25 protein-coding genes are annotated in these 24,211 nt (G+C 63.9%); 15 read left to right on the top strand and 10 right to left on the bottom strand.

Annotated features, from left to right (window positions below):
- The first annotated feature begins 24 nt into the window (after positions 1 to 24).
- Both grxC and NUH88_RS08300 read left to right on the top strand, forming a co-directional pair.
- The gene (gene grxC, locus NUH88_RS08305) at positions 25 to 348 is read left to right on the top strand and encodes a glutaredoxin 3 (protein ID WP_308220092.1); all 324 of its coding nucleotides are present in this window, start codon (positions 25 to 27) and stop codon (positions 346 to 348) included.
- 31 nt (positions 349 to 379) lie between these two features.
- On the top strand, positions 380 to 1,240 hold the full coding sequence (locus NUH88_RS08300; RefSeq protein WP_257771332.1) for a carbon-nitrogen hydrolase family protein: 861 nt from the start codon (positions 380 to 382) through the stop codon (positions 1,238 to 1,240).
- 12 nt (positions 1,241 to 1,252) lie between these two features.
- Here the strand turns inward: NUH88_RS08300 and NUH88_RS08295 are convergent, their stop codons facing one another.
- From NUH88_RS08295 to NUH88_RS08265, 7 genes are all read right to left on the bottom strand, one after another.
- Positions 1,253 to 2,374, bottom strand: a complete 1,122-nt coding sequence (locus NUH88_RS08295; RefSeq protein WP_257771331.1) for an ABC transporter permease — start codon at positions 2,372 to 2,374, stop codon at positions 1,253 to 1,255.
- A 5-nt stretch (positions 2,375 to 2,379) separates the two neighbouring features.
- Complete coding sequence (rbbA, locus tag NUH88_RS08290) at positions 2,380 to 5,148, bottom strand: ribosome-associated ATPase/putative transporter RbbA (RefSeq protein WP_444329692.1); 2,769 nt, start codon at positions 5,146 to 5,148, stop codon at positions 2,380 to 2,382.
- A complete protein-coding gene (locus NUH88_RS08285) occupies positions 5,117 to 6,103 on the bottom strand; it encodes an HlyD family secretion protein (protein WP_257771327.1) in 987 nt (328 codons plus the stop codon). The genes rbbA and NUH88_RS08285 overlap by 32 nt, the downstream gene beginning before the upstream one ends.
- Positions 6,104 to 6,217: 114 nt before the next feature.
- On the bottom strand, positions 6,218 to 7,174 hold the full coding sequence (locus NUH88_RS08280; protein ID WP_257771325.1) for an acetyl-CoA carboxylase carboxyltransferase subunit alpha: 957 nt from the start codon (positions 7,172 to 7,174) through the stop codon (positions 6,218 to 6,220).
- 82 nt (positions 7,175 to 7,256) lie between these two features.
- On the bottom strand, positions 7,257 to 8,177 hold the full coding sequence (xerD, locus tag NUH88_RS08275; protein WP_257771324.1) for a site-specific tyrosine recombinase XerD: 921 nt from the start codon (positions 8,175 to 8,177) through the stop codon (positions 7,257 to 7,259).
- Between the two features lie 3 nt (positions 8,178 to 8,180).
- Positions 8,181 to 10,085, bottom strand: coding sequence for a hypothetical protein (locus NUH88_RS08270; protein ID WP_257771323.1), 1,905 nt, complete (start codon positions 10,083 to 10,085; stop codon positions 8,181 to 8,183).
- Positions 10,066 to 10,203 carry a hypothetical protein gene (locus NUH88_RS08265; protein WP_257771321.1) on the bottom strand — a complete coding sequence of 46 codons (138 nt, stop codon included), beginning with the start codon at positions 10,201 to 10,203 and terminating at the stop codon, positions 10,066 to 10,068. Before NUH88_RS08265 ends, NUH88_RS08270 begins: the two co-directional genes overlap by 20 nt.
- A gap of 237 nt (positions 10,204 to 10,440) precedes the next feature.
- Here NUH88_RS08265 and NUH88_RS08260 point away from each other — a divergent pair, with 237 nt between their 5' ends.
- The 5 genes from NUH88_RS08260 to NUH88_RS08240 all read left to right on the top strand — a co-directional run bounded on the left by NUH88_RS08260 (position 10,441) and on the right by NUH88_RS08240 (position 14,690).
- On the top strand, positions 10,441 to 11,022 hold the full coding sequence (locus NUH88_RS08260) for a shikimate kinase (RefSeq protein ID WP_257771320.1): 582 nt from the start codon (positions 10,441 to 10,443) through the stop codon (positions 11,020 to 11,022).
- A gap of 40 nt (positions 11,023 to 11,062) precedes the next feature.
- Positions 11,063 to 12,193 carry a 3-dehydroquinate synthase gene (gene aroB / locus NUH88_RS08255; RefSeq protein WP_257771319.1) on the top strand — a complete coding sequence of 377 codons (1,131 nt, stop codon included), beginning with the start codon at positions 11,063 to 11,065 and terminating at the stop codon, positions 12,191 to 12,193.
- 22 nt (positions 12,194 to 12,215) lie between these two features.
- Positions 12,216 to 13,550, top strand: coding sequence for an HlyC/CorC family transporter (locus tag NUH88_RS08250; protein ID WP_257771318.1), 1,335 nt, complete (start codon positions 12,216 to 12,218; stop codon positions 13,548 to 13,550).
- Between the two features lie 47 nt (positions 13,551 to 13,597).
- On the top strand, positions 13,598 to 14,047 hold the full coding sequence (locus NUH88_RS08245; RefSeq protein WP_257771316.1) for a CBS domain-containing protein: 450 nt from the start codon (positions 13,598 to 13,600) through the stop codon (positions 14,045 to 14,047).
- A gap of 76 nt (positions 14,048 to 14,123) precedes the next feature.
- Entirely contained in the window at positions 14,124 to 14,690 is a 567-nt protein-coding gene (locus NUH88_RS08240; protein WP_257771315.1) for a DUF2889 domain-containing protein, read from the top strand.
- On the opposite strand, the gene NUH88_RS08235 is transcribed toward NUH88_RS08240, so the two are convergent.
- Complete coding sequence (locus tag NUH88_RS08235) at positions 14,672 to 15,004, bottom strand: ribbon-helix-helix domain-containing protein (protein ID WP_257771314.1); 333 nt, start codon at positions 15,002 to 15,004, stop codon at positions 14,672 to 14,674. The genes NUH88_RS08240 and NUH88_RS08235 overlap by 19 nt on opposite strands.
- Before the next feature lie 144 nt (positions 15,005 to 15,148).
- Positions 15,149 to 15,415, bottom strand: a complete 267-nt coding sequence (locus tag NUH88_RS08230) for a BolA family protein (protein ID WP_257771312.1) — start codon at positions 15,413 to 15,415, stop codon at positions 15,149 to 15,151.
- A gap of 114 nt (positions 15,416 to 15,529) precedes the next feature.
- Between NUH88_RS08230 and NUH88_RS08225 the strand changes: the two genes are divergently transcribed.
- The 6 genes from NUH88_RS08225 to NUH88_RS08200 all read left to right on the top strand — a co-directional run bounded on the left by NUH88_RS08225 (position 15,530) and on the right by NUH88_RS08200 (position 21,709).
- The gene (locus NUH88_RS08225) at positions 15,530 to 16,108 is read left to right on the top strand and encodes a J domain-containing protein (protein WP_257771310.1); all 579 of its coding nucleotides are present in this window, start codon (positions 15,530 to 15,532) and stop codon (positions 16,106 to 16,108) included.
- Positions 16,109 to 16,178: 70 nt separating this feature from the next.
- Entirely contained in the window at positions 16,179 to 17,180 is a 1,002-nt protein-coding gene (gene cobS, locus NUH88_RS08220) for a cobaltochelatase subunit CobS (RefSeq protein WP_257771309.1), read from the top strand.
- A gap of 24 nt (positions 17,181 to 17,204) precedes the next feature.
- Positions 17,205 to 19,076: a cobaltochelatase subunit CobT gene (cobT, locus tag NUH88_RS08215; protein WP_257771307.1), complete on the top strand. Its 1,872-nt coding sequence runs from the start codon at positions 17,205 to 17,207 to the stop codon at positions 19,074 to 19,076.
- A gap of 87 nt (positions 19,077 to 19,163) precedes the next feature.
- Positions 19,164 to 20,696 (top strand): bifunctional metallophosphatase/5'-nucleotidase, encoded by a 1,533-nt coding sequence (locus tag NUH88_RS08210; RefSeq protein ID WP_257771305.1) that lies wholly within the window; start codon positions 19,164 to 19,166, stop codon positions 20,694 to 20,696.
- Between the two features lie 121 nt (positions 20,697 to 20,817).
- Complete coding sequence (locus NUH88_RS08205; protein WP_257771304.1) at positions 20,818 to 21,141, top strand: NIPSNAP family protein; 324 nt, start codon at positions 20,818 to 20,820, stop codon at positions 21,139 to 21,141.
- Between the two features lie 127 nt (positions 21,142 to 21,268).
- Positions 21,269 to 21,709 (top strand): dihydroneopterin aldolase, encoded by a 441-nt coding sequence (locus NUH88_RS08200; RefSeq protein WP_257771303.1) that lies wholly within the window; start codon positions 21,269 to 21,271, stop codon positions 21,707 to 21,709.
- Positions 21,710 to 21,744: 35 nt separating this feature from the next.
- On the opposite strand, the gene NUH88_RS08195 is transcribed toward NUH88_RS08200, so the two are convergent.
- A complete protein-coding gene (locus tag NUH88_RS08195; protein WP_257771302.1) occupies positions 21,745 to 22,590 on the bottom strand; it encodes a branched-chain amino acid aminotransferase in 846 nt (281 codons plus the stop codon).
- Between the two features lie 164 nt (positions 22,591 to 22,754).
- Between NUH88_RS08195 and NUH88_RS08190 the strand changes: the two genes are divergently transcribed.
- On the top strand, positions 22,755 to 23,120 hold the full coding sequence (locus NUH88_RS08190; RefSeq protein ID WP_257771300.1) for a DUF952 domain-containing protein: 366 nt from the start codon (positions 22,755 to 22,757) through the stop codon (positions 23,118 to 23,120).
- Between the two features lie 7 nt (positions 23,121 to 23,127).
- Entirely contained in the window at positions 23,128 to 24,195 is a 1,068-nt protein-coding gene (locus NUH88_RS08185; protein WP_257771299.1) for a quinone-dependent dihydroorotate dehydrogenase, read from the top strand.
- The last annotated feature ends 16 nt before the right edge of the window (positions 24,196 to 24,211 follow it).

Raw genomic sequence — 24,211 nt, 5'->3', positions numbered from 1 at the left:
GGCTCTTGCGCTGCGAGGGACGACATGCTGGATTCGCGGGCGTACCGCACCCATCTGACGGGCAGTAAGGAATCCAAGGGAGTTGCCTCAATGGCCGAGGTCGAGATCTACACCACCATGTTCTGCCCCTTCTGCGTGCGCGCGAAGAAGCTGCTGGAGAGCAAGGACGTCGCCTTTACAGAGATCGACGTCACCATGAGCAGCTCCAAGCGCGCGGCCATGCAGGAGCGCGCCGAGGGTCGTCACACGGTGCCGCAGATCTTCATCGACGGTGTCGGGATCGGCGGCTCTGACGAATTGGCGGCGCTGGACGCGAGTGGTAAGCTCGACGAAATGCTCGCCGCATAAGCCTGCCGAAACGCCGACCGGGGACAGACCGATGACCAAATTCACCGTTGCCTGCGTGCAGACCAATTCGAAGCCGGATCCGGAGGTGAATATCGCCGAGGTCTCGCCGATGATCCGCGAGGCGAAGGCGCGCGGCGCCGACTTCATCACCACCCCGGAAATCGTCGGCATGTTCGAGCCGGACAAGCCGGCCGCCCGCGCCAAGGCGAAGGTGGAGGAGGAGCACGAGGTGCTGATCGCCTTCCGCGGCCTCGCCGCGGAACTCGGCGTCTGGCTACATGCCGGCTCGCTTTCGGTCAAGCTGACGGACGACGAGCGGCTGGCGAACCGCAGCTTCCTGATCGCGCCGGACGGGTCCATCGCCGCGCGCTATACCAAGATCCACATGTTCGACGTGCAGGTCGGCGACGGCCAGACCTACCGCGAGTCGGCCTCCTACAAGCCTGGCGAGGAAGGCGTGCTCGCCGAGACGCCGTGGGGCACCTTCGGGCTGACGATCTGTTACGATATCCGCTTCCCCTATCTCTACCGCGCGCTCGCGAAGGCGGGTGCCAAGGTGCTGTTCGCGCCGGCCGCGTTCACCAAGGTGACGGGCGAGGCGCACTGGCATGTGCTGCAGCGCGCCCGGGCGATCGAGAATGGCGCCTTCGTGATCTCCGCCGCGCAGTGCGGTACCCATGCCAAGGGCCGCCAGACCTACGGTCACTCCATCATCGTCGCGCCCTGGGGCGAGGTATTGGCGGACGCGGGCGAGGAGCCGGGCGTGATCACCGCCGAGATCGATCTGGCGCTGGTGGACGAGGCCCGCGGAAAGGTGCCGTCGCTGACCCACGACCGCGACTTCGCGGGCCCGAACCTTTATGGCGCGGCCATGCGTGAGGCCGGGGAGTAAACGCCCTGCGGTCTAGCGAGCCGCCATGGAAGCCCGGAAGCGCAGGAAAGCAAAAACGAAAAACACCGTGCCGATCAGCAACATCAGCGCCAGTTCGGGCCAGACGATGTCCAGCGACGCATCCCGGTAGATTACGGCTTGCGAAAACCGGATGAAGTGCGCCGACGGCGAGACCTGCATCACCGTCTGCAGGAACTCCGGCATGCTCTCGAGCGGTGTCTGGCCCCCGGAGAGAAGGTTCATCACCACGAAAACCGGAATGCAGAGCAGGGCGAATTGCGGCATCGAATGGGTGAAGGTCGCGAGCATGATGCCGAGCGCCGTCACCGAGAAGAGGAACATGCAGGCCCCGAGGGCAAACAGTTCCATTGAGCCATAGAGCGGCACACCGAGCCCGCGCCGGACGACGAATTCAAGCGACAGAAGGACGGCCGCGAGGATTACGAGGCCGTTTGCCCAGATCTTCGAGATCATGATCTCCGCGGCGCTCACCGGCATGACCAGCAGGTGCTCTATGGTGCCGTGCTCGCGCTCCCGGATCACCGCCGCGCCGGTCAGGATGATCGCCATGATGACGATATTGTTGACCACCTCCATCACCGCGTTGAACCGCACGGCCTCGAGGTTCGGATTGTATTTCACTCGGACCTTGAGACTGGCGGGCAATGCCGCCTCCGGTTCGGCGCGGGACATGAACTTTGAGATCTCGGCGGTCAGGATCTCGGAAATGTATCCGGCGCCGTTGCCGGCGATGGACATCGCGGTGGCGTCGACGTTGAGCTGAATGACGGGCTCCCGCCCGCGCTGTATGTCGGCCTCGAAATCGGCCGGAATGTCGACCACGAAGGTGTAGAGCCCGCGGTCGAGGGCACGGTCGACCTCGCCTATGCCAAGGGTGGCCGGCGGCTTGAAGTAGGGCGGCAGGAAAGCGTCGCGCAGGCGGTGGGAAAGCGCCGAGTCGTCCTCATCCACGATCGCCACGGCGGCATTTCGAAGCTCCGTCTCGACCCCGTCCGCGACCATGTAGACGCTGACACTGAAGGTATAGACGATCAGCCCCATCAGCACCGGGTCGCGGGCGAGACTATAGATCTCCTTGATCCCGAGCCTGAGGATGATGAGCAGCGCGCGCATGGGCCCTACCGCGCCTGTTTCGGCAGGGCGGCCGAGGACAGCGCCCAATAGACGAGGCAGAAGAGGGCGAGCGCGCCGAGATTCGGTGCGAGATCGGCGACCGGTAGGCCCTTGCTGAAGACCCCCGCGCTGATTTCCTGGAAATAGGCGCCGGGAAAGGAGCGCCCGATCGTCCGCCCGGTCTCGTCGAGGGTGGCGACGGGGTGCAGCATGCCGGAGAAATTGATCGTCGGGATCAGAACGATGATTGCGGTGGCGAAGATCGCGGCAACCTGGGATGTCACGACGGTCGAGACCAGAAGACCGAAGCCCGTCGCCGCTGTTGCATAGAGCGCCGCACCGAGAAACAGGAGCGGAAAACTGGCCTTCGGCGAGAGGCCGAACAGCAGGATCATGATGGCCAGCATGGTCAGGAAGCTGACGAGCGCGATTGCGACATAGGGCAGTTGCTTGCCTGCCAGGAACTCGAAGCGCGTGGCTGGTGCCGCGTGCAGATTCGTGATCGAACCGAGCTCCTTCTCCCGCACGACGCCGAGCGCGGTCAGCATCGAGGGGATCATGATCATGATCATCATGAGGATGCCCGGCGGAATCGCTTCAAGAGAGGTGAAGCCCTGGTTGTAGCGGAAGCGGGTCTCGATCCCGGCTAGCGCCGAATCTGTCTTCGTCGCTCCGTCTTCTCTGGAAAGTTCGGCGAGGAAGGACTGAAAGGCGCCTTCCACATAGCCCCGCGTCGTCTCCGCGCGGCTGGTATTGGCGCCGTCGAGCCAAGCGGAGAGCTCCGGCCGGTGCCCGGCGGCGAGGTCGCGTCCGAACCCGGGCGGAATGACCAGCGCAAGGCCGATTTCGCCGCGCTGCATGCGCCGCTCCAGCGCCGTCATGCTCGTCAGCTCCGGCGCGGTCGAGAAATAGAGTGAGCCTTCGAACTGACGCAGCAGCATCCGGCTTTCCCGGCTGCGGTCCTGGTCGAACGCGGCATAGCGCATGTTCTCGACGTCGAAGGTGATGCCGTAGCCCATGGCCAGCATCAGGATGATCGGACCGAGCAGGGCAAAGGCGAGGCGGATCGGATCGCGCACCAGCTCGAAGCTCTCGCGCCGGGCGACGGCCCAAAGCCGCGCAGGCGAGAACCAGGCGGGTGCGCCGACGGGAGCCGCCTTGCCGTCGAGCGCCGGAGAGGCGACGGGGGCGGGCTCGTCCTCACCGGCCGTCTCAAGGTGCGCGATGAAGGTTTCCTCGAGGTTCCGGCGACCTGACTCCGCCACCAGCGCATCGGGCTCGCCCATTGCCAGCACGCGGCCCGCATGCATGAGCGAGATCCGGTCGCAACGCTCGGCCTCGTTCATAAAATGGGTGGAGATGAAGATCGTGACGCCCTCGTCCCGGGAAAGCTCCGTCAGCAGGTTCCAGAAACCGTCCCGGGCGACCGGGTCGACGCCGCTGGTCGGCTCGTCGAGGATCAGCATTTCCGGTTTGTGCAGAACCGCGACCGCGAGCTGCAAGCGCTGGCGGATGCCGAGAGGCAGATCGTCCGGACGCATGTCCATCACGTCGGCGAGCTCGAAGCGCTCGGTCAGTTCCCGGAGGCGCGCGCGTTTTTCGGCGCCTTCGATCCGGAACAGGCCGGCATGGAGGTCCAGGTTTTGCCCGACGCTCAGTTCGGAATAGAGCGAGAAGGATTGGGACATGTACCCGACCCGGCGGCGCATCTCCATACCGCCGCCATTCATCCGCTTGCCGAAGATCCGGGCCTCCCCCTCGGTCGGTGTCAGCAAGCCGGTCAGCATCTTCATCGTTGTCGTCTTGCCGCAGCCGTTAGAGCCGAGGAAACCGAAGATCTCCCCCTGCTCGATGCGGAAATCGACATGATCGACGGCGATGAAATCACCGAAACGCATGACAAGACCTTCGGCCTCGATGGCGGGGCTGTCCGAGGCCGCACCTCGCTCTGGCTTCGTCCGGGGGTGAAACCGCGCCTTTCCGACGGCATCCGGGAGCAGCGCCAGAAAAGCGTCTTCCAGATCTTCCGTGCCGGTGCGCCTTTTTATTTCGCTTGCCGTGCCGTCCGCCAGGATCTCTCCATCATGCATGGCGATCAGCCGTTCGAAGCGCTCGGCCTCGGACATGTAAGCCGTCGCGGTGATAACCGTCATCCAGGGACGGCGGGCGCGGATGCGATCGATCAGTTCCCAGAACTGGCGCCGGGATAGCGGGTCGACGCCGGTGGTCGGCTCGTCGAGGATCAGCAGATCGGGATCGTGCACGAGGGCGCAGCACAGCGCGAGTTTCTGTTTCATGCCGCCCGAAAGCTTCTCCGCCGGCCGGTCGCGGAACGGCGCCAGTCCGGTCGCGTGGAGGAGTTCGTCCGCACGTAAGCGCCGCTCAAGCGCTCCCTGGTCGTAGAGCCGGGCGAAAAAATCCAGGTTCTCGGCGACCGAAAGGGTGGGATAGAGGTTCTTGCCGAGGCCTTGCGGCATGTAGGCGATGCGTCCGCAAATTCGGCGCCGGTGGTCGCTCCGGCGGAGATCGCCGTCGAAAGCCTCAACCGTGCCGGACTGGATCCGTTTGGTGCCGGAGATCAACGCGAGCAAGGTTGATTTGCCAACCCCGTCCGGGCCGATGACGGCAACGGCGCTGCCGGGCACGATTGTGAGGTCGATATTGCGAAGCGCGTCGGTCCGCCCATAGCGGTGGCCGATGCCGGCAAGGCGGATGGCCGTGCCGCCATCGGGCATGGCCCGATCAGGCATCGCGGGGCGGCAGGTTGACGGCATATTCATCGGGCCAGGGCAGATCCTCCACGGTCCTGACGACGGCGATGCCAGGTAGTCCACCCTTCACGATACGCTCGTAGCCATCGAGGATCTCCGCTGGGATCGAGACCTTCACCCGGAACATCAGCTTGTCGCGCTCGCTTTCCGTCTCGACGTAGCGCGGCGTGAACTGGGCCTCGGCGGCAACGAAGGTGACCCGGGCCGGAATGACATATTGCGGCGCCGCATCGAAGATGAGCCGGGCTTCGGCGCCATAGGCGATTCGGCCCGCATCCCGGGTCGGCAGGTAGATCGTCATATAGACCCGCTTCAGATCCAGCATGGTCACGATCTTGCCGCCGGCACTCACGATTTCGCCGGGTTCGGCGAGCCGGTACTGGACCCGGCCTGCGATCGGCGCGGCGATCTCGAATTCCGTGAGGTCGGCTTTGATGCGCTCGACCGTGGCCTTGCGCGCTTCGATCGCGGCACGGGCGCGGGCGATCCCGGCTTTCGCTGACGCGAGGGCGGCGGCTGCCGTCGCGCGCTCGCTGCGCCGCCGGTCCAAAGTCTCGCCGCTGGCGAAACCCTTCTCTCCGAGGGTTTCCGCGCGGTGCATTTCCTGATCCGCGAGGACCAGTTCGCTCTCGCGCTGGGACTGCAGCGCAAGCGCTTCGTTCAATGCTTCCTGCGCTTGGACCACCGCCGCCTCCGCCTCGCGGAGTTGGGCTGTGATCTCGGTTGCGTCCAGCCGCGCGACGACCTGACCGGCCGCGACCATCTCGCCCTCGGTAACCAGCAGCTCGCTGATCCGGCCGGAGAACTTGCTCGCGATGTCGACCCGTTCGGTCTCCAGGCGGCCATTGCCGCGTGCGAACCCGTCGGGCAGACCGTTCTCCTGATGGGTATACCAGTAACCGCCGCCGGCGAGCGCGGCGAGAAGAATTGCGATGAAGAACGTGCGGTAGCCGAGCATTCTGAGGTCCCTCGGATCTGCTCTCGACCGTTCTGTGCCGGACGAGGTCCGCACTCACCTAGCGCGAAAAAGGACAGGCGTCACATCAACTTTTGCGCGGCGCGGCAAGGTGCCTCAGGCAAGGCCTTTCTTGCCGATTTCGAGGAATTTACGCCGCCGGTCGGCCTTCAGCTTTCCACCCTCGGTTCCGATAAGGCCACGCAACGAAGCCTCGACCGCATCGCCGAGAGAGGAGAGTGCGGTGTCCGAATCCCGGTGCGCGGCGCCGAGCGGTTCCGGGACGATCTCGTCGATCACACCAAGTTTTTTCAGGTCTTGTGCAGTGAGCTTCAGGGCCTCGGCGGCATCCTGGGCGTGCTCGCCGCTGCGCCAGAGGATCGAGGCGCAGCCTTCCGGCGAGATGACGGAATAGATCGCATGCTCGAACATCAGCACCCGGTCGGCCGCCGCCAGCGCCACGGCGCCGCCGGACCCCCCTTCGCCGACGATGGAGGCGATGATCGGCACCTGCAGCGAGAGGCAGGCCTCGATGGATTTCGCGATCGCTTCCGCCTGACCGCGCTCTTCCGCGCCGACGCCGGGATAGGCGCCCGCCGTGTCGACGAAGGTGAGGACCGGAAGTTTGAAGCGGTCGGCCATTTCCATCAGGCGGCGCGCCTTGCGGTAGCCCTCGGGTTTCGCCATGCCGAAGTTATGCTTGATGCGTTCTTCGGTGGTGCCGCCCTTCTCGTTGCCGATGATGACGGCGGAATATCCGCGGAACCGGCCGATGCCGCCGATGATGGCTTCGTCCTCGCCGAACGAGCGGTCGCCGGCGAGCGGGGTGAAATCCTCCACCAGGTGGGCCAGGACCTGCTTGAAATGAGGGCGGTCCGGATGGCGCGCGACCTGGACTTTCTGCCAGGGCGTCAGTTTCTGGTAGGACTGCCGGAGCTGCCGCTCGACCTTGCCCTGCAGCTTGCTGACCTCTTCGGCAATATTGATATCGCCCTCGGAAGAGAGGTGCCGCAGTTCCTCGATCTTGCCTTCAAGGTCGGCGATCGGCTTTTCGAAATCCAGAAAGACGCGCATATCGGTCGGATCACTGAGTTGGGAAGCGCGGAACCATACTCGCCCGCGCCATACGATACAACGGCTGGATTGCCGTTCCCGGTCAGGCCTTTGCCATGCCTTTTGCCAGGGGGTGGTGTTCGGTTACGAGGGTCTTCAGCCGCTCGGCAAGGACGTGGGTGTAGATCTGCGTGGTGGAGATGTCGGCGTGCCCGAGCATCTGCTGCACGCTGCGCAGATCGGCGCCATGATCGAGCAGGTGGGTTGCGAAGGCATGGCGCAGGACGTGGGGCGAAACGGAGCCCGGACGCAATCCGCACTCGATTGCCAGCTCTTTGAGCAATTGCCCCATGCGGCGCCGGGTCAGATGACCCTCGCTGCTGCGTGAGGGAAAGAGAAAAGGCGAGGTCGCGCCCTCCGGAAGAAAGCTCTGGCGGACATTCTTGTAGGCGATGATCGCTTCCCGTGCCGCCTCGGTCAGCGGCACCATCCGCTCCTTGCCGCCCTTGCCCCGCACGATCAGGACCCGTGGATCGCGGGCCACTGCGGCGAGCGGCAGGGCGACGAGCTCGGAGACGCGGAGGCCGCTCGCATAGAGAATTTCGAGCAGGCAGGTAAGGCGGAGTCCCTCCGGCTCCCCTTTGCCGCGGGCGGAGGCGAGCAGAAGATCGACATCGTCCTCGCTCAGGATTTTCGGCAGGGGCCGGCCCTGCCGGGGGCTGTCGATCACGGTCGACGGATCGTCTGTGCGATCGCCTTCGCTGAAGAGGAAACGGTAGAGCTGCCGGATTGCCGAGAGCCGGCGCGCCGCGGTGCGGGGGGCCATCCCGGCGGCCTCAAGCTCGGAAAGATAGGTCCGGATATCGTCGCTGCCGGCACTCTCGAGGCTGCGCTTTCGGGCCCGGAGAGATGTCGCAAAGTCCGTGAGATCGCGGCGATAGGCCTCGATCGTATTGACCGAAGCGCCGCGCTCGGCAAGCAGCATCTCAAGGAAACGCTCGACGAGCGCGGCGTCACCGCTCATGTGTCATTCGCCCGCGGATTTGGCCGCGGAAGCAGGAGCCGAGGCCAGGTAGATATCGAGAGCGAGACGGTTGGCGTCCTGCTCCAGTCCGAGATCCCAAAGTGCGCGCACGCTGGCAGTCAAGTGAGCCGGGGCGAACTCGGACAGTTCCGCGCCGGAAAGCGAAAGCACGGTCAGCAGCGCACCCTCGCCGAGGCGGCCGGCGCTAGCGGCGGCTTGCTGTGCCAGCGCCAGTGCTGCCGGAGGTGATTTCCGGTCCTCAGGCCGTGCCCGGTCGACGAGGCCGCGCCAGACCGTGCCCGGCGTCTCCGCGCCGGTGGCCTCCAGGAGGCCGAACAGAAGGGTCGCCCTGGCCGGAGCGTCTTCCGGCGCGCCGTTGCGTGTGCCTTGCCACCAGTCCTTCAGGAACCCGTCGTCGAGCGGCACATTCTCGCCGACAGCAAGGCGCGCCATGATGACAGCATCGCGCCAGGCCTCGGCATGTTCCGGGCCGAGTCGGGCTTCCCGTTCGGCGAGCGCCAGCCAGGGGTCGGCGGCGTCCGTCATGCCCGCCGCGATGTAGGCGGCGGCCGCGTCCGCGGCGAACCATGAATGCGGTGACGTTGTCGGAATGTCCTGGATCAGGGGGGCGTAGAGCCGCGCGGTCTGGGCGTAGAGTCGGTCACGTCTGGCGAGCTTGAGGGCCTGCTGGATCGCCTGCGCCCGCGCGAGCGGAAGTGTCTGGGCCGCCGTCGCGCGATAGAGCAAGGCACGTCCGTTTGCGCTTGGATCTGCAGCGGCCACGGTGAGCGCGTTGTCCATCTGCGAGGCGTCTACCTCCACCAGCTCATAGAGGGAGACGAGCTGGCTGCGGTCCACAAGGCCGAGTCGCTCGCCCCGCTCCGCAAGGCGGAGGCGGTCCTCGAAGCTGATGCTCTCGAATCCGATCAGCACCGGAATCAGGGCGGGGGGCACGCCATCCGCATCTGGCATCGCGGGAGCGACGCCGGCGACCCGCATCATGGCGATGTCGAGCGGACGAAGCTGAGCCGCTTCCGGCATCTGCGGCAGCTGAGAGGCGGTTCCGCTGACGGCCCGCATCAGTTCGACGAAGCGGGTATCCTCCTCGCCCAACTCAAGCATCAGTCGGAGATTGAACTCCACACTCTCCCACTCATCCGCTAACGCCTGGCAGAAGGTGCCGGCCTTCTGCCAGTAGCGGTCTTCCGGTAGCGCAAGCATCGCTTCGCCGGCGATGAGACAGCTGGTTTCGGTATCGCCTGTCAGAAAACCGGCATCGGTCTTAAGACGCGCCCTGAGCGCGGGCGGCAGGACCGATACCGCAGTCGGCGTATCAGCGGCAGGGGCGAGATCGATCAGCCGCGTGTAATCGTCCCATGCTCCGATCCGCTCAAGCGCGTCGATGCGTGCTTTGACGATCGTGCCTTTGTCGGCGGGGTCGTCCGCCTCGGGGACCGCAGCCGGACTGAGGAGGATGCGTAACAGCAGTTCGCGCAGGGTCGCGTTCGCCGGTGTCTCCCCGGTCAGGGTCAACATGCGGCGGATCGCGGAGCGCGGCGTGCCGTTCCACATGCTCGCCGGAAGGGCGGCATCCTCCGCGCCGATCGTGCCGACAGTCTCGACGGAGACTGCTTCGAGCGAGTCGACCGTAATTCCCTGCTTGAGGTCTTCCGTGCCGGATACCCCATCTGCCGTCGCAGCCGGTTGGCCGGTAGGCGTTTCGGTGGGTGTGGCAGGCTCGGCCGGCGCCAATAGCGGATTCGGGGCGCCAAGTGCCGGAAGCAGGGGCTTCGGTGCGCCTTGCGCGTGCGCCTCCCCGCCCGCGAAGACTGAGACCAGGAGGAGCGCCGCCGACAGACGGGCCGCGCATGACCTCCGTTCGGAGCGGTCAGCGCGGGAACTGATCATTCGGGATAACCTGTTCGATCTGGCTGGTTGGAGCCGGAATGTCCCAAGTGGAAAGGAAAGCGAAGCCACCACCAAAAAACAGTGCGATGACGACAACGACCCAGAGCGTCAATTTCATGCCGCGGACCCATGAATTACCGGTTTCACGCGACACCGGTCCGGCCGGCCCGCGCGCGCCTTTCCCAAGGCGTTTGCAACGCCATATCTGGAAAGTTATGCTACCGGCGGATTATGACGCGTTTGCGGCAGCATACCGGCCGCATTGAGCGAGTTCAACGAGGGAGAGGTGTAGAGGGGTACCGGAGATGTTCGTAAGCGAATTCCGCTTGCCGTCCGGTGCCGCGGCCTGCTTCCCATGGTGATCCAATCCGATCTGGCGCATTCCCCGGAAATACATGCGAAAAGCATCGTGCTCGTCGGTCTGATGGGCGCGGGCAAGAGCAGCGTCGGGCGGCGTCTCGCTCAGAAACTCGAGCTGCCGTTCGTCGACGCGGACAGGGAGATCGAGAACGCCGCCGGCTGCACGATTCCCGAGTTTTTCGAGCGATTCGGCGAAGAGGAGTTCCGCCGCGGCGAACGCCGGGTGATCCAGCGTATCCTGGACGGCCCGCCCGTCGTGCTGGCGACCGGCGGTGGCGCCTTCATGGCGGAAGATACCCGCGAGGCCATCGCCGCTCATGCGGTTTCACTCTGGCTCAAGGCAGATCTCGACGTGCTCTTTGAACGTGTGAGCCGGCGTCAAGGCAGGCCGTTGCTGGCGAAGCAGAACCCGCGTGCGGTACTTGAGAAGCTGATGGAAGAGCGCTATCCGGTCTATGCGCTCGCGGATCTGGAAGTCGAATCCCGGCGCGGACCTATCGAGATGACGGTGGACAAGGCTTACGAGGTGCTGATGGCGTATCTCGACGGTGCGTCCGAGGCCGTTCCCGCCGAATGAGAATGCGGCCGCGCGCCTTTCCCTGGAACAGGATAGAACGATGACGACGACCCAGACGGTCCCGGTAGCGCTCGGCGAACGCAGCTACGACATCCGTGTCGGACCGCACCTGATCGAGAATGCGGGCGCCGAAATCGGGCCGGTTCTCCGCGGTAACAAGGTATTCGTGATTACCGACTCGACCGTTTCGGGCCATTGGCTCGATCCGCTGACCCTTTCACTCCGCGCCTCCGGGATCGCGGCAACGGTGATCGCGGTGCCGCCGGGCGAAGGTTCGAAGAGTTTCGCCGACTACGAACATGTCGTGACCCGGATGCTGGAAGAGGGCGTCGACCGGCGCACCGCTGTCGTTGCGCTCGGCGGCGGCGTGGTGGGAGATCTTGCCGGTTTCTGTGCGGCGTCGGTTCTGCGCGGCCTCGATTTCATCCAGATCCCGACGACGCTTCTGGCGCAGGTCGACAGCTCCGTCGGCGGCAAGACCGGGATCAACACGGCGCAGGGGAAGAATCTGGTTGGCGCATTCCATCAGCCGCGTCTGGTCCTGGCCGACACGGGAACCCTCGATACTTTACCGAGGCGCGAGGTTTTGGCGGGATATGCGGAGGTCGTCAAATACGGCCTGATCCGAGACGCCGGCTTCTTCGAGTGGCTTGAGCGGCACGGAGCGGACCTGATTGCCGGCGACGAGGCCGCACGCATCACCGCGGTCGTCGAGAGCTGCAAGGCGAAGGCCGCGGTGGTCGCTGCCGACGAGCGGGAGGCGGGTCTCCGCGAGTTGCTCAATTTCGGCCATACCTTCGGCCATGCGCTGGAGGCGGCGGCGGGTTATGACGGCACGTTGCTGCATGGTGAGGCGGTGTCCGTCGGAATGGTACAGGCGTTGGAACTCTCGCGCCGTCTCGGGTTCTGCATGGGGCAGGAGGCAGAGCGTGCGCGAAGCCATCTGTCCGCCATGGGGCTGATGGCCCGGGTCGCGGATATTCCGGGCGCTTCGAAATGGCAGGCGGACGAGCTTCTCGCGTCCATGCGGCGGGACAAGAAAGCGCGGGACGGGAACATCCGTTTCGTGCTGGCGCGCGCGATCGGCGACGCCTTCACCAGCGACGAAGTCGCGCCGGACATAGTCCGGTCCATGCTTGAGGAAGACCTGTCGGCGACGGCCGGCGCTTGAGGTCAGGGAGTAGACGCGGACGATGGACGCCGAATTGCTGCTGACGGTTGGCAGTATCCTGTTGCTGATCGTGTTCTCGGCCTTTTTTTCCGGCTCCGAGACGGCGCTGACCGGGGCTTCCTACGCCCGGATGCACCAGCTCGACCGCAAAGGGGAGAGCCGGGCCGGTCGCGTTCTCGCATTGCGGGAACATAGCGAGACCATGATCGGGGCGATCCTGATCGGCAACAATATCACCAACATCCTGAGCTCCGTGCTCGCGACCACGGTCTTCCTGCATTTCTTCGGGGAGACAGGAGTCGCTTACGCCACGCTGGTGATGACTGTGGTCGTTGTGGTTTTCGCCGAAGTCTTGCCGAAGACCTACGCGCTCAATAACTCGGACCGGGTGGCGCTTGCGGTCGCGCCGGCGGTATCGCTGGTCGTATTCGTTTTCAGCCCGATCGCCAAGGTCGTCCGCGCGATCGTCCGCGCGATCCTTTCGCTCTTCGGCGTCCGGATTTCCGAGGAGTTCGGTCATTCGGAGCAGGAGGAGGAGCTGCGCGGCCTGATCGAGCTGCATGGTCATATGGTGGAGCTCGACGAAGAAGAGGTCCGCGAGGAGCGGGCCATGCTGCGCTCGATCCTCGATCTGAGCGAGGTCTGGGTCGAGGAAATCATGACCCACCGCCGCCGGGTCGAGATGCTGGATGCGGACGACTCGCTGGACGACCTCATCTCGCAGATCATGAAGAGCCCGTATACCCGCCTGCCGCTTTTCAAGGGCGACCACGAGGAGATCGTGGGCGTCGTTCACGCGAAGGCGGTGCTGCGCGCGGTCAAGGGCCTCGACGGCGAGGCGCTTGAGACGCTCGATATCCGCGAGATCGCCTCCGATCCCTGGTTCATTCCCTCATCGACCACGCTGCTCGATCAATTGCAGGCGTTCCGCGCGCGCCGGGAGCATTTCGCCCTGGTGATCGACGAGTATGGCGCGTTCCAGGGGATCGTGACCCTCGAGGACATCATCGAGGAGATCGTCGGCGACATCAGCGACGAGCATGACGTGGCAGTGGCCGGCGTACGCCCGCAGCCGGACGGATCCTACGTTATCGACGGTACGGTCACCCTGCGGGACCTGAACCGCGAGTTCGACTGGAACCTTCCGGACGAAGAGGCTTCCACGGTTGCCGGCCTGGTGCTGCACGAGGCGAGAACGATTCCGAACGTATCGCAGGAATTCGTCTTCCACGGTTTCCGTTTCAAGATTCTGCGTCGTCACCGGAATCAGATCACTCTCCTGCGGGTCTCCCCAGAAACCCGCGCGGAGGAGGAAAAAGAGAAGGCTGAAACGTCGCAGCTACCAGACGGCTCTTGATTTGGTATGATCCCGATAGAAAAAAATAACCTATCAGGGAGAATGCCATGTCCAGACACATCGTGCCCGACGTGGTCGACAAGCAGGATCTCTCCTCGCTCGGCCCGGGCGATACGGTACTTGCGGCCTCAAAACTGATGACAAGCCGCCGGATCGGCGCGCTGCTCATTCTGGATGACGGAAAGTTGGTCGGCATTCTCTCCGAACGCGATATCGCGGGCCGTCTGGTGGCGGAGGAACTCCCGGCAGCCGGCACGAAAATTTCACAGATCATGACCGCCAATCCGGAAACCATCGGCCCCAAGGCCTCGGTGATGGACGCGTTGCAGCGCATGCAGGAGGGCGGATTTCGGCATCTACCCGTCGAAGAGAACGGCAAGATCATTGGCATGGTGTCCATACGCGATATCTACGCCGCTGTACGCGAGGATCTCGAGGAGGCGGTGCTGGAACGCGAGGCGTTCATTTCCGGGTCCGGGATGGCCGGCCTTCCCTGATCGGTCAGCAGGGAATTGACTTGCGGGCGGCCCGGGAAGATTTTTGCTGCAAAGCAATATCGTTCCGGAGAGTTCCATGCCCCTGTCTGATCCGGCCGCGCGCCGGAAAGTTCACACGCGACGCGTGACCTGTGAGGGTTTCCGTCGGGATGACGGCCTGCTCGATATCGAAGGCCACATCACGGACGTGAAAACCTACGAGGTTCCGAACAAGTTCCGGGGCGGCATCAAACCGGGCGAGCCGATCCACGACATGTCGATCCGCCTCACGGTAGACGAGGATTTGACGATCCACAGGGTCGAGGCGGTGACGGACGCCGGACCATTCGGTATTTGCCCTGCCATCACCGGAAATTTCCAGCGCCTGAAAGGCGTGCGCATCGGGCCGGGCTGGCGCAAGAAGGTTCTCGCGGCGCTCGGCGGGGCCGAAGGCTGCACGCATCTTGTCGAGCTGCTCTGGCCGATGGCGACGACGGCTTATCAGACCCTGTATGGCGAAAGGTCGCGTCTCAGACGGGAGCGCGGGGAAGAGGAGCCGGAGCACAAGGGGACGCCCCCGCTGCTCAATTCCTGCCACGCGTTCGGGGAGACCAGTCCGGTCGTAAAGGAAATCTGGCCGGATTTTTACAAGGAACCGGCGTAGCGGCCCTGTTGCGGTGCGCTTCGGAATTCCGCGGTCTGCCGGAAAACCCGGTGAATGATCGAGTTGTCCTGGCCGCCCGACGGTTCCCGCTCAAGATTTTCCGCCAGGACCCGGAAGTAACCGAGAATGAAGACGCGAGTCGCTGAGGTTAGGGACGTATCGACCCTGTGTCCGTTCACGATCCCGCAAATCTGGTGAATGGTAAGGTTCTCGCGGGCCGCGATCTGGCCGAGGGCGTCCCACATGGCCGGTTCGAGCCGCATGCTGGTCCGGCGACCGTCGACCAGAACATTCTTGCTTATGAGCGTTGACAAACCGATATCCGAATCAATTCCAACCGTGCCTCCGTTCTGGAGCACGTGCTTCGATGTATCAGCGCATGCAAATTATGCGCAACTAAAAAACGATGGCAGTTCAAGAAATCCCTCTTTGATTGCATCGCATAGATTGTCGAAAATCTACTCCGCCGGGCTTTTCGCTTTGATCGACAAAGCGTGGACACGGCCAGCCAGTTCCTCTGCGAGCACCTCGTGCACCATACGCTGGCGGTCTACGCGCGACTTGCCCGAGAAAGCATCGGAGACGATCTCCACGTTGAAATGGGTCTCGCCGCCCTCGCGCCACCCGCCGTGACCGCGGTGACTTTGGGAATCGTCGATCACCGCGAGATGCTCCGGGGCAAAGGCGGAAGTCAATTTCGCTTTGATCGTCTCGGTGACGGACATTAATTTAGCTCCTTTGGTCGCCTGTGCGGCCTCTCCGGTATTTGTGCGGGGTTCCGAGCCCTAGTTTCGAACGCCTTGCAAGAGCGGGGCCAGAGGAAATTTGGAAACCACGGTATGCGAAAGGCGCAGAGCGACTCGCTGAAGATCGACAGCTACGCAGGCAAACCCGGCGTTCGCCAGTGCGATGCTCCGGGCTGCCGTGCGCCGGGCGAACACCGAGCGCCGAAATCGCGCAACCGGCTGGACGACTATTACTGGTTCTGCCTTGACCATGTGCGCGCCTATAACAAGCAGTGGAACTACTACGAGGGTGTGACGGCGGACGAGTTGGAACGTGAAATCCGACGCTCGACGACCTGGGACCGGCCGACCTGGCCGCTCGGAACTGCGGCGGCCTATCGAAAGTTTGTTGCCGGAGACTACAAAGACCCGTTCGGAGCGCTCAACGGTGACGAGGAGATGGGGCCGGCCTCGGGAAACGGCCCTTCGCGTCCCGGAGCCGAGACTGTCGAAGGAAAAGCATTCGCGATCATGGGGTTGGAGCCGCCGGTTAGCGAAGTGGAGTTGAAAGCCCGTTATAAGCAGCTCGTGAAAAAGCATCATCCGGACGCGAATGGCGGCGACAAGCAGGCTGAAGAACGGTTGAAAATCATCAACGAGGCCTATACGACTTTGAAGAAGTTTCTATCTTGAACGCGTGGGAACCTCGCTGACGACGTTCCGGCGCCGGAAAGCACCCCGCATCCAACTGGGATTGAAGGCCATGGCGGCAGCACATGTTTACGAGCGCAAGCCTGCGCACCATATCGAAGCGCCGGATACGGAGGTCTCGGTCCGCGAGACGTTCGGCATCGATATCGATATGAAGGTTCCGGCATTCAGCGAGCCGAGCGACTACGTCCCGACGCTGGATCCGACCTATCTGTTCGACAAGCAGACCACGCTCGCCATTCTTGCCGGTTTCGCCCACAACCGACGGGTCATGATCCAAGGCTATCACGGCACCGGCAAGTCGACCCATATCGAACAGGTTGCAGCCCGGCTCAACTGGCCCTGCGTGCGCGTCAATCTCGACAGCCATATCAGCCGTATCGACCTGATCGGCAAGGACGCCATCGTCCTGCGCGACGGCAAGCAGGTCACCGAGTTCCGCGAAGGCATCCTGCCCTGGGCGCTGCAGAATTCCGTCGCCCTCGTCTTCGACGAATACGATGCCGGCCGCGCCGACGTCATGTTCGTGATCCAGCGCGTGCTTGAGACAGACGGCAAGATGACCCTGCTGGACACCAACAAGGTGATCCATCCGAACAAGTTTTTCCGGCTCTTTGCGACCGCCAACACGGTCGGCCTCGGCGATACCACGGGTCTCTATCACGGCACCCAGCAGATCAACCAGGGTCAGATGGACCGCTGGAGCATCGTCACGACACTGAACTATCTGCCGCATGACCGCGAGGTCGACATCATTCTTGCCAAGCTGCCGGATTACAACACGGCCGAAGGGCGCGAAACGGTGTCCAACATGGTTTCCCTCGCGGACCTGACACGGGCCGGTTTCATGGCGGGTGACATTTCCACGGTCATGTCGCCGCGGACCGTGATCACCTGGGCAGAGAACGCGAACATCTTCGGCGATGTCGCGACCGCCTTCCGCCTGACCTTCCTCAACAAGTGCGATGAGGTCGAGCGCAGCACGGTTTCCGAGTTCTACCAGCGCTGTTTCGGCGACGATCTGCCGGAAACCAGCATCCGCGCGGCGGAATAGGCCGGGAAGCGCGGAAGAGCGAAAATGGCATCAGCGGCGGACGACGATCAGCTTGAGGATTTCAAGCGTGCGACAGCTTCCTGCGTGCGTGCGATGGCGCACGAGAAGGAGCTGGAGGTCACCTATGGGGCGGACACGGCGAGTGCGTCAGGCGAGCGTGTGCGTCTGCCCTCCCCGCCGCGCGGGCTGGCCGCCGAGGATGTCGCCCGGGTACGCGGTGAGGCCGACGGTCTCGCACTGAAAATGCGCTTCCACGACGCTGCGACCCATGCCCGGCGGCAGCCGAGCGGTCAGGCGGCCATGGAAATCTTCGATGCCGCCGAGCAGGCCCGGGTCGAGGCACTGGGTTCCATGCGTATGTCAGGCGTCGCGCGTAATCTCGAAGCAGTGATGGAGCAGCGCTACCAGAAGCAGGGCCTCGAGAACGTGACGGAAAAGGAAGACGTTGCGCTCTCCGAGGTTGTCCGGCTCATGGCCCGCGAGGCGATCACTGGAGAGGCGCCGCCGGAATCCGCCCGCAATGCGGTCGATCTCTGGCGTCCCTGGGTGAATTCGAAGATCGGCGATACGCTGGACGAACTTTCTCGCCATGTCGACGATCAGGAAGCCTATGCCGAGCTGTCCCGGCAGTTGATCAGCGATCTCGATCTGGAGGTCGGCGACGAAGGCATGATGGAGGAATCCGAGTCCGACAGCGAGGCCGAGGACGACGGCGGCGAAGGCGAGGAGCTGAACGATAGCGGCACCCGCGGTACCGCCGATGACAGCACGACCTCGGAAATGGTCCCGTCCGATATGGAAGCGGGCGACGAGGCCGGCGAGGGCGAGGACAGCGAGGACGGCGACTTCGAGCCCGGCGAGGGCGACGAACAGCCGGCCAATCCGGGCACCCCGCCGCAAATGCAGAATGCGGACGACGCCAACCGGATGCAAAAGGCGTATCACGCCTACACGACCGAATATGACGAGATCGTCATGGCCGATGAGCTCTGCGATGCCGAGGAACTGGCACGGCTCCGCGCGCTTCTCGACCAGCAGCTCAGCCACCTTCAGGGTATGATCGGACGGCTCGCCAACCGGATGCAGCGCAAGCTGCTGGCGAAGCAGAACCGTTCCTGGGATTTCGACCTTGAGGAAGGCATCCTCGATGCCGCGCGCCTCGCCCGCGTGGTGGTGATGCCGGAAAGCCCGCTCTCCTACAAGATGGAGAAGGACACCGATTTCCGGGACACGGTTGTTACCCTGCTGATCGACAATTCCGGCTCCATGCGTGGCCGGCCGATCTCGATTGCGGCGATGAGCGCGGACATTCTCGCCCGGACGCTGGAGCGTTGCGGCGTGAAGGTCGAGGTGCTCGGCTTCACCACGCGTGCCTGGAAGGGCGGGATGTCGCGGGAGAACTGGATCCAGGGCGGCAAGCCGGTTAATCCGGGGCGCCTGAACGATCTCCGCCACATCATCTACAAGCCGGCGGACGCTCCCTGGCGCCACGCCCGGAAGTCGCTCGGTCTGATGCTGCGCGAAGGCATCCTGAAAGAGAATATCGACGGTGAGGCCTTGCTCTGGGCGCACCAGCGTCTGCTCGCCCGCCCGGAAGAACGCCGCATCCTGATGGTGATCTCGGACGGCGCGCCGGTCGACGATTCGACCCTCTCGGTCAATCCGGGGAACTATCTGGAGCGCCATCTGCGCGAGGTGATCCACTATATCGAGAACCGTTCCCCGGTGGAGCTGATCGCTATCGGCATCGGGCATGACGTGACCCGGTATTATCGCCGCGCCGTGACGATCGTGGATGCCGAGCAGCTCGGCGGCACGATGATGGATCAGCTGACCAACCTCTTCGACGAGGACACGCCGCAGGCGAGACGTGCGGGGATGCGCCGCGCCGGCTAGGCGGAAGAATCGTGCGGTAATACGGGTATAGGTGAAATCAATCGCGAAAACGGCTAGGCTTGCCCGGTTCGTATTCGGAGAAATTTCATGCCCTTTCCACTCCGTAGGGTTTTTCCGTTTCTGCTTGTCGTCGCCATTGCCGCCTTCGTGGAGGTTCCGGCGGTTGCCGAACCCCTGCGACTCTCCATCGTTCATGTGAATGACTGGGATCGTCTCGACGCCAAGGATCGCGCCGGTGGTGCCGCGAAAATAGCGAGTATCGCCCGCTACGAACGGGATCGGGTCGAGGCCGAAGGCGGGCAGGTGCTGCTGACTTTCGGCGGCGACATGATTTCCCCCTCGCTGCTTTCGGGCTTCGACAAGGGCGCTCATATGATCGCGCTCGCGAACGTCATCGGCTTCAACGCCGCGGTGCTCGGCAATCACGAATTCGATTTCGGACCCGAGGTGCTGATCGAGCGCCTGAAGGAAGCGAAGTACCCGGTTCTCGGGAGCAATATTTCCTACAAGGGCGAGCCGGGTTTCCCCGGGGCGGAGCGTTCGCTTCTGGTCGAGGCCGGCGAATACAAGGTGGGCCTGCTCGGCCTGACCACGACGGATACGCCGAGCCTTTCGAGTTCCGGGCCCGACGTCGCGTTCGCGCCGCTGGCGGAAGCGGCGGCGGAGATCACGGAGGCGCTGCGCGCGCAGGGGGCCGATCTGGTCATTGCGCTTACGCACGCGGTCTATCAGAACGATCTGGAAACCCTGCGACAGGTCGCCGGCATCGACATCGTCCTCGGCGGCCATGACCATCTGGTCCTCGTGCTCTATGACGGCAAGCAGGCGATCCTGAAGTCGGGCAGCCAGGGAAATTTCGTCGGGATCATGGATATCCTGATCGACCGGGTCGAGGGCCGGAGCGGACCACAGCTTGTTTGGCAGCCGAGCTTCTCCATGGTGAATACGATCGATGTCGAGGAAGACCCGGAAGTGGCGCAGCGGGTCGCCGGCTACAAGTCCGAGCTGGACAAGGAACTCGCGGTCGATATCGGCCTGACCGAGGTGGCGCTCGATACGCGCCGCGCCTCCGTGCGCACCGGCGAGAACGCATTCGGTAACCTGGTCGCGGACGCGATGCGTGTGGCGACCGGCGCGGACGCGGCGCTGACCAATGGCGGCGGAATTCGTGGCGACACCACCTACATTCCGGGCCGGGTGTTGACCCGCAAGGACATCTTGACGGAACTGCCTTTCGGCAATCGCACCGTCACCATGCGGCTCAAGGGCTCAGACCTGAAGGCGGCGCTGGAGAATGGCGTCTCCAAGGTCGAGGAAGGCGCCGGCCGTTTTCCCCATGTGTCCGGAATCAGCTTCGCCTATGCGGGCGGCAAACCCGCCGGTGCGCGCGTCACGGATGTGAAGATCGGCGATCTGCCGCTCGATCTCGGCAAGGTCTATGTGCTCGCCACCAACGATTTCGTGGCGCGCGGCGGCGACGGATACGCCTCTCTCAAGAACGGCAAGCCCGTGGTCGATGCAAGTTCGGCCCGTCTGATGGCGAGCCAGGTGATCGAGTTCATTCAGAGCGAGGGCGGCGTGAAGACGGTCGTCGAGGGTAGGGTACGGCGTCTCGACTGACGACATCCGGGACGGGAGACTGTTCCGACTTCGCCCGCCATCTTATTCTCATTCGGCGCTTTAGGACGCTCCGTGCTCCGCCTATGCTGGCTCCGTCAATAGTCTCATGGGAGGAGAAAAAATGCTGCTCGACGTGCGCACCTATACCTGCCGTCCCGGCGCGATCAAAAAACATCTCGAGATCTACGAGAAATACGGCAAGGCACCGCAGACCAAGCATCTTGGCCAGCCGCTTGCCTACATGGTGACCGAGACCGGCAACCCGAACAGTTACATTCATATCTGGGTCTACGAGAATGCCGGCGACCGCGAGGCCAAGCGGGCTGCCATGTGGGCCGATCCGGACTGGCTCGAATACACGAAGAAAAGCGCCGAGTTCGGCGGGCTGGTCGAGCAGCAGAACTGCCTGATGAAGCCGGTCGATTTCTTCGACATCAAGACCTGATCGCTCCCGTCCCGGGTCCGCGCGCCGGCCGGCTGCGGCCGGTATGTGACGTTTTTCGGATGTTCTGTCGCTTCCCGATGCGCTACCCATGGCGCTCGGACCCGTTGGAGACTGAAGGAGTTGCCCCGTGGCCAGAGACCGTATCGGCGATAACGTGACGTCGCTGGACGTCGTGCGCGAGAGCGCCGCGAATCCGGAGCGCCAGCCGTCCTACACGGTCAAGATTCGCGACCTCGTGCTCAACATGTTCATCGGCGTGCATGAGTTCGAGAAGGCGAAGCCGCAGCGGGTCAAGGTCTCGGTCGAACTCACCCTCGACTATCCGGAAGAGGGGATCGGTAACCATTACAGCCGGGTCTTCTGTTACGAGACCTTTATCGGCCGCATCCGCATGATCGCGGAAGCGGGACACGTGCTGCTCGTGGAAGGATTCGCGGAGCGGATCTGCGATCTCGCCTTCGACGATCGACGGATCCGTGCGGTCAAGGTCGAGGTCGAGAAGCTCGACATTTTCAGCGACGCCGCGGGCGTCGGCACCCTGATCGAGAAATTCCGTCCGCAGGACTGAGACCGGCAGGTAGGCCGGTCTCAGTTTGAAGCGTCTTAGACCGGCACGCCGCTCTTGGCATAGGCCCAGTAAAGCTCGCGGGACTTGGTGGCGATGGGGCCCGGCTGCATTTCCCGGTCCTCGAATCGGGTCACCGGCATCACCTTGGCATGGTTGCCGGTAGACCAGATCTCATCCGCCGCGCGCAGGTCGGCCGGCGTCACGCTGGTTTCCTCTACGGTCACGCCATCCTCGCGCAGCAGCTTGATGACCCGCTGGCGGGTAATGCCGTTGAGGAAGGTGCCGTTCGGTACCGGCGTTTTTACGACGCCGTCCTTGGCCATGAAGATATTCGCGGTGGCGAATTCCGCGACATTGCCGACCGGGTCCAGCATGACCGCATTGTCGAACCCGGCTTCCGCCGCCTCGCGCAGGGCACGGCCCGCATTCGGATAGAGGCAGGCCGCCTTGGCATCGGTCGGCGCCTGGTCGGGGGCCGGGCGGCGGCGCGAGGAGATATGGGCGGAAAAGCCTTTCGGCTCCGGCAGCGGCGCGTCGAAAATGTGCAGCATGAAGCGCGTGGTTTCCGGGTCCGGGTAGATCCAGCCGTCCTCGGCCCACATGAGGGGCTTGATATAGAGCGCGGTATCGGCCGGGAACTTCTTGATCCCCTCGAGCGCCAGCTTCTCGATCTCGGCCGCGGAGATCGGGGACTTCATCCCCATCTTCTCGGCCGATACGACGGCCCGCTGGCAATGCAGGTCAAGATCGGGGGCGACGCCCTCGAAGGCGCGTGCCCCGTCGAAGATCACCGCGCCGAGCCAGGTCGCCAGGGTTGCCGGGCCAAGTACGGACGGATTTCCCTCATGCCATTCGCCATCGAGATAGGTCAGCGACTTCATCGGAATGCTCCAAGCTTTTCATTGGATTTCGCGGGGGTCTGCGGACGCTCCCCGGATATGGGCGCAGCTTAGCCCGGCGCTTCCGGCAATGCCAATGGGCCAATTGTCACCCTTCGGCGCGGAACAATTTGAGATCGGAGGGGCGCGGGGCTAGTCTCGCCGCCATGACAAACAACACGCCATTGCGGTGGATCTACCACCTTTCCCGGCACTCCGATTGGGAGCGCGCGAAGACGGACGGCAGTTATGCCGGCTCACGCGAGGACACCGCCGACGGATTTCTTCATTTCTCGACCGCTTTGCAGGTCGCGGAGAGCGCTGCAAAGCACAGGGCGGGCGAGACCGGTCTGGTGCTGCTGGAAGTGGACGCGGAGAAACTCGGCGATGCCCTGAAATGGGAGCCGGCCCGCGGCGGGGAACTCTTTCCCCATCTTTACGGTCCTCTTCCGGTGGCGGCGGTCGTCGCCGAGTTCGATCTGCCGCTCGGACCCGACGGGCTGCACCAGTTTCCCGACATGAAGGCGGAATAGCCCGACCATGCTCGCCGACCTCGCGCTTCCTCTGCTGCGTTGCCTCGATCCGGAGACGGCGCATCGCCTGACAATTCGGGCGCTCTCGCTCGGGCTTGGCCCTTCGGCCTCTGGCTGGAGGCCGGATCCGAAGCTTGGTCAAGACCTGCTGGGATTGCATTTCCCGCATCCGGTCGGCATTGCCGCCGGGTTCGACAAGGACGCGGAGGCCTATGCGGGCGCGCTCCGTCTCGGTGCGGCTTTCGTCGAGGTCGGGACCATGACGCCGCGTGCGCAGCCCGGAAACCCGCGCCCGCGCCTGTTCCGCCTGCCCGAGGACCTCGCTGTCGTCAATCGCAACGGTTTCAACAATCAGGGGCTCGCCTCGGGTGCCGCACGGCTGACAGGGCGGGTGCGCGAAGAGGGCATCGTTGGCGCGAATGTCGGCGCCAACAAGGGCGTCGAAACCCCGGAGAGCGACTATGCGGCTGGCGTCGCCGCGATGGCGCCGATCGCGGATTACATCACCATCAACGTCTCCTCCCCGAATACGCCGGGCCTGAGGGACTTGCAGGCGCCGGGCCCGCTGCGGGAGCTCCTGCGGGCCGCCAAGGCGGCGCGGAGGGAGGTCTGCGGCGAAGACGGTCCAGCGATCCTGCTGAAGATCGCGCCGGATCTGGAAGACGCGCAGCTCGACGGAATCGTTGCCGTCGTGCTCGAAGAGGCGCTGGACGGCATGATCGTCTCCAACACCACGATCGCCAGGCCGGACGGCCTGAAGAACGCAAACCGGTCGGAGACCGGCGGTCTCAGCGGCGCCCCGCTTTTCGGGCCCTCGACGGAAATCCTGCGTAAGACCTACCGGCTGACCGGTGGGCGGATCCCGCTCATCGGGGTCGGGGGGGTCGATTCGGGGGCGACGGCCTATGCCAAGATCAAGGCCGGTGCGTCGCTCGTTCAGCTCTACACCGCTTTGATATATAAAGGACCCGGTCTCGTCAGACGTATCGCCGAGGAACTTGGCACGTTGCTTGAACGAGACGGGTGTTCCTCCCTCGCGGAGGCTGTCGGCGCGGAGACTGGGGCCGCGCCCTGATTTTGGAAGGGGACCG

Source organism: Nisaea acidiphila, from assembly GCF_024662015.1.
GTDB lineage: Bacteria > Pseudomonadota > Alphaproteobacteria > Thalassobaculales > Thalassobaculaceae > Nisaea > Nisaea acidiphila.
The sequence above is the reverse complement of the archived record's forward strand: the minus strand, read 5'-3'. Positions and strand labels throughout refer to the sequence as shown.